This window comes from Bradyrhizobium sp. URHD0069 (assembly GCF_000701345.1).
Lineage (GTDB): Bacteria > Pseudomonadota > Alphaproteobacteria > Rhizobiales > Xanthobacteraceae > Bradyrhizobium.
Map to the genome: position 1 here is coordinate 15,329 of NZ_JNIJ01000013.1, position 13,868 is coordinate 29,196.

The 13,868-nt window shown below is 57.7% G+C and carries 14 protein-coding genes; 9 read left to right on the forward strand and 5 right to left on the reverse strand.

Annotation, left to right across the window (positions count from 1 at the left end; translation table 11 throughout):
• Window positions 1–958: 958 nt before the first annotated feature.
• From N554_RS38040 to N554_RS37235, 5 genes are all read right to left on the reverse strand, one after another.
• Window positions 959–1,429: a hypothetical protein gene (locus N554_RS38040; protein ID WP_245283547.1), complete on the reverse strand. Its 471-nt coding sequence runs from the start codon at window positions 1,427–1,429 to the stop codon at window positions 959–961.
• 234 nt (window positions 1,430–1,663) lie between these two features.
• The gene (locus N554_RS0107720) at window positions 1,664–1,900 is read right to left on the reverse strand and encodes a hypothetical protein (protein WP_029582941.1); all 237 of its coding nucleotides are present in this window, start codon (window positions 1,898–1,900) and stop codon (window positions 1,664–1,666) included.
• 100 nt (window positions 1,901–2,000) lie between these two features.
• Entirely contained in the window at window positions 2,001–2,702 is a 702-nt protein-coding gene (locus tag N554_RS0107725) for a hypothetical protein (protein ID WP_156041840.1), read from the reverse strand.
• Between the two features lie 7 nt (window positions 2,703–2,709).
• Window positions 2,710–3,984 carry a tyrosine-type recombinase/integrase gene (locus N554_RS0107730; RefSeq protein WP_029582943.1) on the reverse strand — a complete coding sequence of 425 codons (1,275 nt, stop codon included), beginning with the start codon at window positions 3,982–3,984 and terminating at the stop codon, window positions 2,710–2,712.
• Window positions 3,985–4,490: 506 nt separating this feature from the next.
• Window positions 4,491–5,231: a DUF4393 domain-containing protein gene (locus tag N554_RS37235; protein WP_051677374.1), complete on the reverse strand. Its 741-nt coding sequence runs from the start codon at window positions 5,229–5,231 to the stop codon at window positions 4,491–4,493.
• Window positions 5,232–5,588: 357 nt separating this feature from the next.
• On the opposite strand from N554_RS37235, the gene N554_RS0107740 reads away from it, so the two are divergent.
• The 9 genes from N554_RS0107740 to N554_RS35550 all read left to right on the forward strand — a co-directional run bounded on the left by N554_RS0107740 (window position 5,589) and on the right by N554_RS35550 (window position 13,612).
• Window positions 5,589–6,887, forward strand: coding sequence for a tyrosine-type recombinase/integrase (locus N554_RS0107740; RefSeq protein WP_197033478.1), 1,299 nt, complete (start codon window positions 5,589–5,591; stop codon window positions 6,885–6,887).
• A 449-nt stretch (window positions 6,888–7,336) separates the two neighbouring features.
• A complete protein-coding gene (locus tag N554_RS39720) occupies window positions 7,337–7,570 on the forward strand; it encodes a hypothetical protein (RefSeq protein WP_156041841.1) in 234 nt (77 codons plus the stop codon).
• Window positions 7,558–9,393, forward strand: a complete 1,836-nt coding sequence (locus tag N554_RS37240) for an AAA family ATPase (protein ID WP_051677375.1) — start codon at window positions 7,558–7,560, stop codon at window positions 9,391–9,393. The genes N554_RS39720 and N554_RS37240 overlap by 13 nt, the downstream gene beginning before the upstream one ends.
• Window positions 9,394–9,512: 119 nt before the next feature.
• A complete protein-coding gene (locus tag N554_RS0107755; RefSeq protein ID WP_156041842.1) occupies window positions 9,513–9,890 on the forward strand; it encodes a hypothetical protein in 378 nt (125 codons plus the stop codon).
• A 44-nt stretch (window positions 9,891–9,934) separates the two neighbouring features.
• Window positions 9,935–10,126, forward strand: coding sequence for a hypothetical protein (locus N554_RS0107760; protein WP_029582949.1), 192 nt, complete (start codon window positions 9,935–9,937; stop codon window positions 10,124–10,126).
• Window positions 10,127–10,390: 264 nt separating this feature from the next.
• On the forward strand, window positions 10,391–10,849 hold the full coding sequence (locus N554_RS0107765; protein WP_051677376.1) for a hypothetical protein: 459 nt from the start codon (window positions 10,391–10,393) through the stop codon (window positions 10,847–10,849).
• A gap of 191 nt (window positions 10,850–11,040) precedes the next feature.
• The gene (locus tag N554_RS0107770; protein WP_245283548.1) at window positions 11,041–12,405 is read left to right on the forward strand and encodes a hypothetical protein; all 1,365 of its coding nucleotides are present in this window, start codon (window positions 11,041–11,043) and stop codon (window positions 12,403–12,405) included.
• Complete coding sequence (locus tag N554_RS0107775; protein ID WP_029582952.1) at window positions 12,402–12,791, forward strand: hypothetical protein; 390 nt, start codon at window positions 12,402–12,404, stop codon at window positions 12,789–12,791. The genes N554_RS0107770 and N554_RS0107775 overlap by 4 nt, the downstream gene beginning before the upstream one ends.
• Complete coding sequence (locus N554_RS35550) at window positions 12,788–13,612, forward strand: hypothetical protein (RefSeq protein WP_029582953.1); 825 nt, start codon at window positions 12,788–12,790, stop codon at window positions 13,610–13,612. Before N554_RS0107775 ends, N554_RS35550 begins: the two co-directional genes overlap by 4 nt.
• The last annotated feature ends 256 nt before the right edge of the window (window positions 13,613–13,868 follow it).

Below are 13,868 nucleotides of genomic sequence, written 5' to 3' on the forward strand. Positions count from 1 at the left end.
GGCACAGCGTTGCCCGGAATTGTTTGATTCCGGGGTTTAGAGCGCCCCGGCGGCGCTGCGGTCATTCATCGGCGGATCAACATCGCATCGGAGCGATCTTGATAACCGGCGGCGGGAACATGGCCGATCTCGACCCGCCGCTATTCTCGCGGGGCGCGGGCGGGATGTTGGGGAGCGAAGCGGAAACCTTCGAGCGGACCTTCGCGCCAACAAGCCGACCGCGCGGGCGCGGTCGGTCAATCGGCACGAGATCGCTGACGAATTCCGGACGAAATTCTCGACGAAATTCCCGACGAAATCGCAGCCAAAGCGTCCAAGGGTTGCCCTGTGCATCTCGGATGCGTTGGCCCTCGATCCAGCCTTGCCCCTCTGGCGGGTCCGCCCAGTACAATCCCTCGAATTCTCCGACTGAATTGCGCCCGACGGTACAACCGTCTCGGGTCAGCAGGCGCTCCACAATCAGGCAGGTGATCTTGTCATCGTCAGCGATCAGGTGCATATGACGCGCGTCGGGCATTTTCGATCTCCATCGGTGGTTGGCGAACGTTGAGAGAAATCGCCCGCGCGCGGTCGGCACCGTTGCGCGGGTCTTTCTTTTGCGTGAACAGTGTGAGGGCCAGTCGCGATCATTCGGCGGACCGTTTCTCAATGCCGTTCGAAATATCGACAAGCGGCAGCATCGCTCGGCACCTTCTGGCCTTTGCGTCCAGTGAGTTGGCGGAATTTCGCGCACGAGGCTCGCTTTGGCGGGCGGTGATGTCCACCGGCCTTAGAGCGATCATCGGAGACATTGTGCTCCCACCAAGTGCATTTGCGGCAGGTTGCGCCGTTCGGGCCAGTCGTGGCGAAGTGCGCCATTCCCGAAAAGGAATGCGCTGCCGCCACAGTGATATCTGGATTAGGGATGTCAGTTTCAATTGCAGGTCTGTGAGAATGCTCATGGCGAATCCATCCACTGCTAAGGTTCGAACTGTGGCGAGATGCGTGGCAGGGAGATGCTTGCGTGATCATGGCGCTCCCACGATAGGCGACGTAATTCGGTCGGCCCGGTGTGCCGGCGGTCCCAAACGAACCAAGCGTAGGCAGTTGCGGTCGAAACCTTCGGGCCAGCCCAACCGTCGCGGTGCATGGCGGGCAAGCGGTTGCGGAAAACGTAGACGCGAGCGAGGTTTGCATGTTCAAGAATCCTGGTGCGCCGAGTGCTTTCGAGAAATGCCAATCGCAGCAGCATGATCACAAGCGGGCAGAGAGCTATCGCATGAGCTACAAATTCGTTTGCGAGCGCATATGGCGGATTCGTCACAATGCCTTCGGTCCCGGGCGGCAACTTGCGTTCGAGAAGAAAATCTCGCCCACCGGAATCTTGATCTGGTGAACGGTAGTCGATGAGATCGAATGAATGGACGACGTGGCCGTGAGTGCGCAGCACACGAGTAATCGCTCCGCGTCCACAGCAAGGTTCGCATAGAATCCTCGGCAGAGGCTCGGCCTTAATTAGCGCCCGTGTCGCTTCTGCCGGGGTTTCATACAGGTCAGTTCCGCGCTGGTTGAGCGCGGCACGGCCGACTTGAACGGAGTGCGGGAGAGGCATAATATCTGCCTTGATTACGGTAGACTGCGAAAGGCTTTGATCGCCCGGCGTGCTCGCGCCGGGCGTTTTGCTTTAGGTGTGCGCGAGATGCGCGCGATCATTTCGGGAGCCGGGCTGAGCGCGGCTTTCGGCGATGAGCGGCGCTGCTGATGCCGTCACGACAAAGGGCTGGCCATCCACGTAAACGAACTCCAGGCCACGCTGTCGGAGCTTGTAGAGGGTTGTGTTACTGACGGGGAATACGTGGGTACGAAAATACTTAGGCCGAACCAGCGGCGGAAAGCGTTCCAGAAACTTGGCCACATCCATTTGATTTGCTCCGTTGCGGCGGACCGACACGGGCAAATAAGTAAAGCAACGCATGGTGACGCACAGCAGTCTTACCGCCCGCGAAACCCCGGTAAAAATGTCAGCGAGACCGGCGGAAAATCCGGCTCATGGCTCGGCCATTGCGTTGAACGCCAAACCGCAATTCAAAATCGGGACCAAGATGCGAGTTATAAAATAATTCGAGTAGGTCGAGAAAATCAACGAACGTGCCGGAGCGACGGCTTGTGCCGGCCTTGCTTGCCTGTCGTGGCCGCTCGCCAGTGATCTGCTCAAACAGGCGGCCGATTTCCTCAACGGTCCGGTCGCGTCGCCAGTGCGGCAGGCGGCCTTCTGATGCTAGTGCAATTGCGCCGCCGATAATCGGTGCAATCTCATCCGGTGCAGGGATCGGGCCGGTAATGCCGGGAATGGTCTTGCTCCAACCCACCACACCACGAGCCTGCTCGATTAGCGCGAGAGCATCAGCGGGGAGCTTGACCCAGTTCTTCGCGTACAGCTTGGGTTTGCCGATGTTGCGCTCGACCGCGCGCAAGGCCTCGACAAGGCTTGTCGGTTGGTGGGTTACGGACAAGGATGCGGATCGTCCACGCTGTGACGTCTTGATCATCACGCGGCGATCACCGCGCAGCATAACCCGGATGTGCCCGTCGATCTGCTGCGCGGCCACGCCGACAAGGTTCGCATCGGCTGAGGGATACCGTTTGGCTAGCCAATCACGCAGGTCATCAACCCGGCGCTTGGGCCATAATTCTCGTACCGTTTGGGTCGCTGTCTTGGGCACCTGCGGCTCATCGGCGTACAGTACTTTTAACCGGGAGTTTAACGACCTCGCCCCCGGCTCGCAGAGCATCTAGCTTATCGGCCCAACACTGCATCAGTTCGATACGTTCCGGCAAACGGTCATCGCGGTCATAAACGGCCCGGGTCGCCTTATCGAGCCGGTCCTGTTGCATCTCGATTAGCTCGCGCTCAAAGCGGCGGCGGCCATTGATCCGCTCGCGGTTTAGGATCGTCGAAGCGCTAGAGCGGAACCCATGGGCGCAGTGGATGCCTTTATATCCCATCGAGTGCAGCGCGTAGTTGAGCGTATTCTCGCTGATCGTGCGGCCCGAGCGCCCGGGGAAAAGATATTGCTCGTCGCCCGTAATCTTTTGCAATTCGCGCAGCAGCGCGACCGCTTGGTGCGATAGCGGGATGACATAATCATCTTCCGAATAGCCCGCCTCCTCGCGTTGCGTCGCCATTTTCAATTCCTTGAATGGCACTACCCAAAAGCCGCTTTTGAGATTGAAGTGCGACCATTCCGCCGCCTGCACCGTGCCCGGGCGAACGAATGTCAGCGCCAGCAATTCCAAAGCGTAGCCGGTCAGGTTATCGCCGCGCCCTTCGAAGGCTTCAATCTTTCGCAGCAGCACGCCGAACTTGACGGGATCGGTGATCGCCGGGCGGTGCTGCTCCTTATGCTTGGCGAAACCTTCCTCGAAATTGATGTCAGAAAACGGCGAATGCTCGATCATGCCGTGCGCCTTGGCATATCCCATGATCTTGCGCGCCGCCGATTGGAGGCGGATGCGGGTCGGCTTGTTGACCGCTTTGAGCAGCGGCGAAAGATGGGCGACGCGGACCTGATCAATCGCCACCTTGGCGAACCCCCCCGCCGGGCCTTTGCCGTCGGTGAGGTAGCCGACCATTCGCTCGTCCCGGGCGAACGTCTTACTCTTTTCTGGCTTACCCGGGCGGGTAGCGAGCCATTCGTCGGCTACCTCACCGAAAGGGCGGGGCGCCGCAGCGGCTACGGTGGCGGCTTGCTTCTGCTCTACCGGATCGATTCCGGCCTTGACGTTGGCCCGGGCCATTTCGAGGGCGTCGAGCGCGACACCGAGGGTTTTCTTCGGGTATTCCCCGAGGGCCAAAGTCTTACGGGTGCCCAGCTTGTAATCGTAGCGCCAGAGCATCGATCCGTTGGGCTTGATCAGCAGATAAAGGCCGCCGCCGATGGTGTAGCGGTAGGGCTTCGCTTTGGGCTTTAGGTTCCGCAAATGCGCGTCAGTAATGCGTTTCATGGTTTTGGCTCTGGTACTGTAAATTTTCTCCGGGCTTACAGTATCGGGGCCTGATTGGTACTGTAAGCCGGCCCGGCTAGCGGCGAATGGCGGCGGACAGCCATGGACAGGAGGTTAACCCGAAAAGGCGGTAGAACAAGGGTTTTTTGGGGTTTTCTGTACGAAAACGGATGGCGGCGGATAAGGGAGAAGAGGCCTAATGGCTCCCCGGGCTGGATTCGAACCAGCGACCATTCGATTAACAGTCAGGTGGCGTTCTAGCGGAACTTGGCGTGGATAGCGAGCCCGACCGAAGTTGGAGACGGTCTGATTGGCACCGGATTTGGCACCGGACAGACGGGGACGACCGGTTACGTCACCAAACGGATCGGCACCGCAACCGGCGGTTTTGCTAGCATAAACGTACACAACGGGACGCCGAGGTACGGGCTAAAAAGAACGGTTGAGAATTTCAAGACCGGTGCTCAAGAGCGGTGCATCCGGACGAGGAGCGGTAGCTCGCAGATTCATTCTGCAGGCTTTTTCGCTGTGCAGGCACAAATAAATTGCCGTCCCCACCCTGTTAGTTGATGCCGCTCATGGTGTCGAACGCCATTTTGTGCACCGCCGGCAAAGGTCGGCTCTTGCGCTTTCAGCGCGATTGTTTGGACCAAGCCCAGCTGTTGCAGATGCTCCAAGAAAACAGAAATGTTCTCGGGAAACGACAAGTCGTCCGGAACGGCCATTTGTTCGACCACGGGAGCATCGAAGAAATTTCGTTGTTTGTCGTAGGAGCTCCAGCTTACCCGATCAACCGGCTGATCAGCTAAACTGATCAGGAGTTTAGCTTCATCAGGCGACAAACTCTTAATTATAGCGACAAACGCAGGGTGCGCATTTCGCAAGCGGGTGGCATCCATTGATGAGCTCAAGAGCTCAGAAAACATCCCATCTAACGACGTTCCTTCAGGCTCGTATCGAATACCTTCCACTATTGGCCCCAAGATTTGCGGGGGCGGAGAGACGCGATCAGCCTCCGGAATGCCTCTGACGGAGCGATCAATGAACGAGCGCAATCGATCCTGGTAAGCGCCCGCGAATTGCAACGGCGCCAGTGCAAGCTGAATAGTTTTCACCAAGTCTTGGACCATCTGCCCGGCTTGCTTGGCACCCGGCTTAACGACATCGCGATAGGCGGCCTTAACGGGAAGCTGTTTAGCTAATTCTTCCGCAAACGCCGCCGTTGGGTCTTTCAATGGTTCAGTCATTCAAGGATGCATCCGGACGAGGAGAGGTGAAGCGGGAAAAGTCAACTTCCGGCCTAGAAGGGTCCCCAGAGGGTCCCCAATCAATTCTGACGAGTTAGATCAAGGTCTAAAAAATATAGAAATACCCTTGTTTGTTGGGTTTTGTTGGTGAGCGCGGAGGGACTCGAACCCTCGACCCCATGATTAAAAGTCGCGTACAATCCCTTGTCAAGGTTGGGCAACGCGAAGCAACCATCAACCTTTTTCTCTACATTTTCAATAAGTTATGCTATAGTCTCCCTCGCATGACAGGGCAGTGCGTGGCGCGTCATAGCATGACGGATGTCGCACCTAATGTCGCACCTAGGGAGCGGGTTAGTGAGTAAAACGGGAAAGAGGGTTTTAACGGAGGAGGGCGTTAAGCGCCTGAAAGCTACCCCTGGCAAACAGGTCAATTACTACGATGCAAAGCAGAGCGGGCTGATCCTACGCGTGAATTGGAGCGGCTCGAAGAGTTGGCGGGTTTTGTATTACGTAGACCGCAAGACGAGGTCCGAGGGTTTGGGTTCATTCCCGGGAATGGGGGTCAAGGCAGCCCGCGACGCCGCCGCCGTATTCCGCGCCAATATCAAGACCTGGCTCGCTGACCGAAGCAAACCGTCACCGGCAGCCAAGGAAACTTTCAAGGAAGTCGCCGAGCAGTTCGTCAAACGGGAGGTGGACGGAAAACTGCTCTCGGCACCTCAGATCAAGGCAGTCCTCAAAAACGCGGTGTACCCGTCATGGGAGAATAAGCCGTTTGAGGAAGTCCGCAGAGGCGACGTCACGAAGCTGCTCGACGACATTGAGGATGGTCGCGGTCCGCGGGCCGCCGATATGGCGCTCGCCTACATTCGGCGCATCGCACAATGGTACCAAGCCCGACACGATGATTACACGAGCCCTGTCGTCAAGGGCATGGCTCGGACAAAACCGTCCCAACGTCGGCGAAAACGCATCCTGACCGACGATGAAATTCGGGCCATGTGGATGGCTTGCGATGAGCTAGGCACTTTCGGTGCGCTGACCAAGATGCTGCTCCTAACCGCACAGCGCCGGACCAAGGTCGCGACTATGAAGTGGACCGACTTGTCCGGCGCGATCTGGACCATTGAAACCGACCACCGTGAAAAAGGGACCGGCGAGCGGCTTAAACTTCCGAGGGTTGCCCTCGACATCATCGAGAAGCAGCGCAAAACCCGAATAAACGAATTCGTGTTCCCGGCGAGCCGTCCCGGCCGTCGCGATGGCCCGGGCAAGGAGTTCGGCAGTTACTCGGCCTTCGGGGAAGGGAAAGCAGACCTCGACAACCTGATGATAGCGGACTTCGCGAACCAAAAGGGCGTCAGGCTTAAGGGCCTCGACGAGGAGGCCCTGCAGCAGGCGCGCGATAAATTGTTGCCGCGCTGGATTCTGCACGATCTGCGCCGAACAGCAAAAAGCTGCATGAGCCGCGCTGATATTCGGCCAGATATCTCTGAACGTGTATTGGGTCACGCCATAGAAGGCGTCGAAGGCGTCTACGATCAGCATTCTTATGATGAGCAACGTGCTCGCGCTCTCGTCAGCCTTTCAAATCTGATAAATCGCATCGTCGATCCCCCCAGGGGAAATGTCGTCGCGCTGAAAGGGCGTTGAATCCTGTCCTCGGGGACAGTGCTGATATGTCTGCGGGACATATCGCGTTGATCGTTGCGTGTGCGTCGCCCGATCTCGCCTAATCAACAGGCAAAAACGGCGATTGCGCTCGATTAGGGCGCGCCCTGTGCGTTATTTCGGGATCGACGTGACCGACGTACAGGAGGGACGGGCGGCCGTCCCACAACCGCTTAAAACGGCGATCGCTGCTGTTGCGCTACGCTGACCGCTGATGCGCCGCATTGCCTGTTGACGCGAACGCCCGGCGTCATGCATCATCGTGGCTTCACGCAGCAATGATAACTGCGTGACGGAATGCAGAGTCGGAGCGATCAGGTCCTAGCCCTGACCTCACGCCGAGCGGCCGGTCCAGCACAGCCTCAGAGCACCGCGCGGATTCTTTATCGCAACCACGGCATGTAGCCGTGATCGAAAAGGATTCGGGACCGATGGCAACACAGACCCCACCAAGAATAGCGCGTTCGCCTTTCAAGGAAGGACAGCTGCGATGCAGCCGATTGCAAGCCGCGTTGGTGCTGAACAAGAGCACCTACACGATCGCTCGAATGGAAAAGCGCGGTGAGTTCACGGTCATCCGTGACACCAAGACCGGCCCGGTATCGCTGCTCGTCGAGGAAGTTTTGGCGAAAGCCGGCATCGAGATTTCGCCGTGCGAAATTTAACCGCAGATGCGCAGCAGCGCCGGGAACGTATTGTCGAGCGATACGGACCTGCGAAGGGTCGTTTCGTTCGCTGCCCTGCGCATGACGATAAAAACCCGAGCCTCGAACTCACGGTCAAGGACGACAAGCTGCTTTGGCACTGTAAAGCCGGATGTTCGCAGCGGGATGTGATGAATAAATTCATTGATGATGGTCTCTGGCCAGCGAGAAGCTTGGTCGGTGCGCGATTGCGGAGTGATCCTCTGGATGGTGCCCCTACTGAGGCAGACACCGGCAAGGTCGGCTTCGAGGAAATACTGGACGCATGCATAGACTGGGCAGCCTTGGCCCCCAGCGAACGCAAGATACTCTCGAACTATGCGAACAGTCGCGGCATTAAATTGTCTGATACGGTGCTTTTCTTGCCCGCGGACGCATCGAAGCGCCTGACCGGTCGTGGATTTCCAGCGATGGTTTTTGTGATTGGTCAGGGCACTGTCGAAACAGGCGCGCACGTCACTTGGCTATCGAAGTCGGGCGACACCAAACTCGACGTTGACGACCCGAAGCGAACATATGGCCGGGTCAAGGGTTCGGACATCAGGCTTCATCGCGAATATGACCGCGACGAGCCTTTGATCGTGGCCGAAGGAATCGAGAACGGCTTATCGGTCGAACGTATCACCGGCCTCAAGGCAATCGTCGCCATCAATTCCGGGAACCTCGACAAGGTCGAGGTGCCCAGATGCTCAGAGGTCATCATTGCCGCCGACAACGATCCCAACCGAGCGGGGATCGAAGGCGCGAACAAGCTCGCAAGGAAGCTGACCAATGCAGGCCGCGCCGTTCGCATCGCACTTCCGCGACACCGGGGCGATCGCAAGCGCGATTGGAACGACGAATTGCGGGACAGCAGCGACCTTGACGAGCTCAACAAACAAATCCGCAAGGCGAAACCTTACGAGCGGATCGGCGCGGTCTCTGCGACCGAGTTCCTGAAGATGGACTTCCCACCCCGACCGAGAATGTTGGGTCCATGGCTGACGACGGGTTGTCTTGCAATGGTTCACGCGCCACGAGGTGCAGCCAAGACATGGTTTTGCCTTTCCATCGCCCACGCGATCGTCACGGGAAAGAAGCTGCTTGATTGGAAGGTGAACACTCTTGCCCGAGTCATGTACGTAGACGGCGAGCTTCCGGCATCGCTGTTGCAAGACCGACTGAGACACTTTCGATGGAATGGGCGTGAAGATGACTTGATGATTTTGACGCCGGATTTTTATCACAAGAAGAATAAGTCGATGCCGGACTTGGGGGAACAAGAAGGCCGTGATCTGCTGGACGCAATTATTGAGCAGAACGATATCGACCTGATCATTCTCGACTCGATATCAACGCTCGTTCGTTCGGGAGGCGAGGAGAACGTTTCGGAGTCATGGGTTCAAATCCAGCCGTGGGCCTTGAAGCATCGGGGGCAGGGCCGGTCGATAATATTCGTGCACCATGAAGGTAGGAACAACAAACCCCGCGGCACGTCGAAACGCGAAGACACCTTGGACACCATGATCGGTCTAAGGCCACACCCAAATGTTGAAGGTGATGACTTCACGACGATTGGTTTGGAGTTCACAAAGTCCCGCGGCTTCTACGGTCTCGACGCGGCGCCACGAGTCTTGAAGCTTTCCACGGAAACGAAGGAGGTGGTGTGGTCAGACGGTTTGGTCATCAAGAGCAACCGTGATCGGGTCGTTGAATTGAAAGCCGGCGGCATGAATGGCACTGACATCGCGAAAGAATTGGGACTCACGAAAGGGCGGGTCTCTCAAATACTAAACTCGTCGTGAATGTTTAGGGGAGTTCCCCCCTTTAGGGGGGAAGGGAAGGGCCTAAACAATGTTTAGCAGTTTAGCGCCACTAGGGACTTAACGGGCTAAACAAATCGAATGAGAGAAAGAGGCACCAAATGGGAAGATGGGGACACGATAGCGATAGTGACTGGAACGGTTTTGACCCGGCCACACTTGCCTCACCCGAGACTCTGCGCAAAACGCGCAAGGCTCGCCGCGAAAGAGCGAGGATTGATGACCCTACACCTGTGCGACGGGCTGAAACGCAAACAGGGCGTGCATTCAAACCCAGCGGAGACGCCATCAAACGCGCGATCAAACTCGTGATTCTCGAGGAACCCGGCATATCAGTGCGCGACATCCTCGCTGAACTCCAAAAGCGAGTGGGAATGGTCGATGTTTCAATAGTGACCCTAACGAACATTCGCGCTGAATTCCGGCAAACTCTAAAATTTCTCAAAGAGCGCGGACACCTGAAAGGCGTCGATATTTGAAACGACCACGACAAACGACCGCGAAAAGGTGTAAACAGATGACTATGACCGATGCCGATACCCCGCTGGATATCAGCGCCAAGCTAGCCGATATTGATCGCATTTTGGCCGATCGCAACCGCACTGTGACCGATCGCGACCACAGATGGCAGCCATTTTTGGCCGTCATGTCCGGCATGACGGTCGGCGCGGCGCTGTTCGCTGCTGGCGGGACCTTTATGAATTTGTTTGGCTAGCGACCAGCGTGCAATGCAAATAAACCTTCCTCGATCTATTTAGTTAGACGCTCTGATGTCGCGCATCGGGAAGTACCCGAAATCGTCGAGTGCCGGCAGTTATGTGATCTAGGATCATGTGGCGACACCGCACAAATGGTTGGGACAGTGGCAGCCGGCACCTTTGGATAGACAGCAGGTCAGGCAGCAGGTCATGTTTCCCCTGCGAAAGAGGCGAAATATTCGCGGTCTCGAATACGGATCATCGCAGTATCGGTTATATCGATGCACGGCACGCGCAAAACAACAAAGGTCAGGTCCCGCGTCACCTCGGGCCGCAGCCTGTTTCCCAAGGTCGAAGGGGCACTCGTCGACGAACGAACGCAATATGCGCGCCGGTTTGCAGACCTTTTGGCCTCGCACCTCAATGACCTGGGTGGTGCCGATATGTGCAGCGAGGCAGAGAAGGCTATCGTTCGCAGGAGCGTGACTCTGATCGTGGCACTTGAGTCAATGGAGGCAGACTTCGCAACCGCAGGCGAGGGCACTCCCACCCAGTTGGAATTGTACGCGCGGCTCGGTGCACAATTACGGCGCATGCTGGAGTCTGTTGGTCTCAAGCGTCGACCGAAGGACATCACGCCAGATATCCGCGACTACATGGCCGGTCGCGTTGCGCGCAACGGCCACACACCGACGGGGCGTCAACGGATCAGCACCATAGACCACGAGGACGGTGACTGATGGCCTCACGTCCTCGCATTCGATTAACCGAGGACGAAAGACCAACACCACGGAAACGAATTGAACCAAAGCCAGTCGGAGCCACGATCCTCGACGCGATCGGAGACCCTCTGGTGTTCCGACCCTTCTTCAAGGACCACAACACGTGGGCCACGTGGTTCGCGATCCTAGCCGCGATCTTCGCGCTGCCGATGACCGCAGAACAGTTGGCGGCCTATCAACAGGTGACTGGCCGCAAAGAGCCGCCGACCGACATTGCAAAAGAGGTGTGGCTCGTCATCGGTCGGCGTGGCGGCAAGTCCAGAATCCTCGCTTTGATCGCGGTGTGGCTCGCCTGTTTCTTTGACTACACCGAATATCTGGCACCCGGCGAACGCGGCACTGTTCAAGTGATTGCGTCCGACCGTAAGCAAGCCAAAACCATCCTGCGCTACGTCAAAGCGCTCCTCTCCCACGTCCCGATGCTCAAACGCATGATCGACGGGGATACCGCCGAAGGCGTCTCGCTCACCAACAACGTCACGATTGAAGTCGCAACAGCTTCGTTCCGATCAGTTCGCGGGTTCACGCTCGTTGCGGCACTGCTCGACGAGCTTGCGTTCTGGCAAACGGAAGATTCCGCCAACCCCGATACCGAAGTGCTCAACGCGATCCGACCGGGCATGGCGACCATTCCCAACGCCATGTTGCTCTGCGCATCATCGCCGTACGCCCGCAAGGGAGCGTTATATTCAGCTTTCAAGGCGCATTACGGCAAGGAAGCCGACCCGATCCTCGTTTTCCAGGCGGACACCAAAACGGTCAACCCCGTCGTTGATCAGAAGGTGATCGATGACGCTTATGAGGCAGACCCGGCATCGGCTTCGGCCGAATATGGCGCTCAATTTAGGAACGACATTGAAAGCTTCATTTCGCGCGAGGCAGTCGATGCTGTCGTTTCGACGGGTACCTTTGAACGCGCGCCCATTACTGGCGTCAAGTACTCCGGTTTTGCAGATCCATCTGGTGGCTCCGCCGACTCGTTCACTCTCGCGATCGCCCATGAGTTCGAGGGCGTGGGAGTCCTCGACTGCATCCGTGAGCGCAAACCGCCGTTCTCGCCGGAAGATGTCGTTTCGGAATACTCAACACTGCTGAAGAGCTACGGCATCAACAAGATCATCGGCGATCGATATGCCGGAATCTTCCCCGTCGAATTATTCCGCAAGCACGGCATCACATACGAGCAGGCTGCGAAGCCAAAGTCCGACCTTTATCGTGAGGCGTTGCCGCTGATCAACAGTCGCAAATGTGATCTGCTCGATGACGCCAAGCTCGTTGCGCAGTTGCTCGGCCTCGAACGGCGCACCGCGCGATCAGGCAAAGATTCCATCGACCATGCCCCCACCGGCAAGGACGACGTTGCGAACGCCGTCGCCGGCGTTCTCACAAACCTATCGACCCGAAAATACAAGTACGACGCCAGCTTGGCATGGGTCGGCAACAGTAGCTCCGATGAATGGAGAAGAAGCAGGTTACATCAGTACGTCAACTCAGCAGGAAGGTATTTTCGATGACACGTAAAGCTAAAACATATGATGCGAACGGCAATCTAATCGACTCCGAGATCGTACCCGATGGTGGGGTTGTGCGGGTGCGGATGACCATGATGGATCATCAAATGCTTCCCTATCACGTGCAGCGCATCCTCGACGAGAACACCGTTGCGGATACCTGCATTCTGCACAAGCCCGGGTTCCTGCCCGTCAACGCCGCCGCTAGGCGTGATGCTCTCGAAAAGAAACTCGATGCCCGGGATGCAAAGCTCTCTGAAGCGTGGCGAGACCCGCCGAAACTCGACCAGACACACGAGAAACCGACTCCGACTCCGGCATTGGATCGCGAGGCCGTTTATCAAAGGCGCGACCAGCGCCTCCGCAGAGCGTGGGAAGATGTAGCATGATCGTGCTCTCGAATTTGCCCCTCAAGGCGCGGGAGAAATTCCGCGCGTTGGTGGACACCGAGAACGAGGCGCAATCTCTAGTCTCGGCCACGGCTCGTCAGTTAAGCGAGCTTGGGAGAGCCCTCGCTACGGCTCCTGAGGACGAGGCTGCAAACATTGAATTTGAGCAGTCGCGCATGAGGGCACGATTGCAGCAGCACCAAGACAACTATCGAGCGCGCTCCGCGATCAATTCGCGCGTTCGCCAATGGCTGGACGGGCTTGCGTCAAATACGGCGCTCGACGCCGCCAAACCTCTCAAGGTCAAGCTCAAGTCTGGCCAGACCCATTCGCAAGCAGTCGCCCGACTGCGTGAGCAGATCGGGGCACTCCGCAGTGAGCGCACGAGGACTGAACTTGCAGGCCCGACAGTCGAGGAGATCAAGGCAGCGGCCGTAGCGCATGTCAGCAAGCTGGCCGAACGCGGCAAACCGAGACTATTCATCGAGCATGGCAAATTCGAAGTCCGTTTCGGCACTGAGGACTTCAAACCGCAACCCGATATCACGTGCATCATTGCGTGGGCCGATCCCGATGCGTTGCTCAAACGGCTTGAGCAACAAATCGACGCGATGCCCAAGCCGAAATTGTCGATGTCCGCGAAAGCGCGAACCGATCGCCTCGCGGCCGTAAAGGCGGAATTGCTCGAACTTGAACGGCTCGAAGAAGCGCATATCGAGGCCGCGGAGCAAGACGGTCAGTTGATCGTCCGTCGTTCCGAAGCCGATCCCTTTGCGGTCCTCGGGCTCGTTGCCGCCCGCAGCAAAGCGAACGCGGCATGATTGTGATCCTCGGCGAGCTTTCGCCTTTGGGCTTTGCTGAGTGCGGGCAGTCAGGGTTGGTTGCCTTGGCGTGGCTCGCCTCCACAGGGCGTCTGACCTGCGGAGATCGCTGGGTCCGCAGACCCAGAGCCAGCGGCCGCCCACTCCCGCGGCGCGGCTGGCACCATTTCCATTACCCTCGGTCGTTTCAGCATCACCTCGACCGGGGACCTGGGCATCTCTGCGCATAGAGTGCCAGAGCCCGCGGCTGTTTGAC

Bases quoted from the DNA above. Each gene is read 5' to 3' on its own strand.
- N554_RS0107720 (WP_029582941.1), bottom strand. From the start codon at position 1,900: ATGGATGTGGCCAAGTTTCTGGAACGCTTTCCGCCGCTGGTTCGGCCT.
- N554_RS0107730 (WP_029582943.1), bottom strand. From the start codon at position 3,984: ATGAAACGCATTACTGACGCGCATTTGCGGAACCTAAAGCCCAAAGCG.
- N554_RS37235 (WP_051677374.1), bottom strand. From the start codon at position 5,231: ATGACTGAACCATTGAAAGACCCAACGGCGGCGTTTGCGGAAGAATTA.
- N554_RS39720 (WP_156041841.1), top strand. From the start codon at position 7,337: ATGGCAACACAGACCCCACCAAGAATAGCGCGTTCGCCTTTCAAGGAA.
- N554_RS0107755 (WP_156041842.1), top strand. From the start codon at position 9,513: ATGGGAAGATGGGGACACGATAGCGATAGTGACTGGAACGGTTTTGAC.
- N554_RS0107760 (WP_029582949.1), top strand. From the start codon at position 9,935: ATGACCGATGCCGATACCCCGCTGGATATCAGCGCCAAGCTAGCCGAT.
- N554_RS0107765 (WP_051677376.1), top strand. From the start codon at position 10,391: ATGCACGGCACGCGCAAAACAACAAAGGTCAGGTCCCGCGTCACCTCG.
- N554_RS0107770 (WP_245283548.1), top strand. From the start codon at position 11,041: ATGACCGCAGAACAGTTGGCGGCCTATCAACAGGTGACTGGCCGCAAA.
- N554_RS0107775 (WP_029582952.1), top strand. From the start codon at position 12,402: ATGACACGTAAAGCTAAAACATATGATGCGAACGGCAATCTAATCGAC.
- N554_RS35550 (WP_029582953.1), top strand. From the start codon at position 12,788: ATGATCGTGCTCTCGAATTTGCCCCTCAAGGCGCGGGAGAAATTCCGC.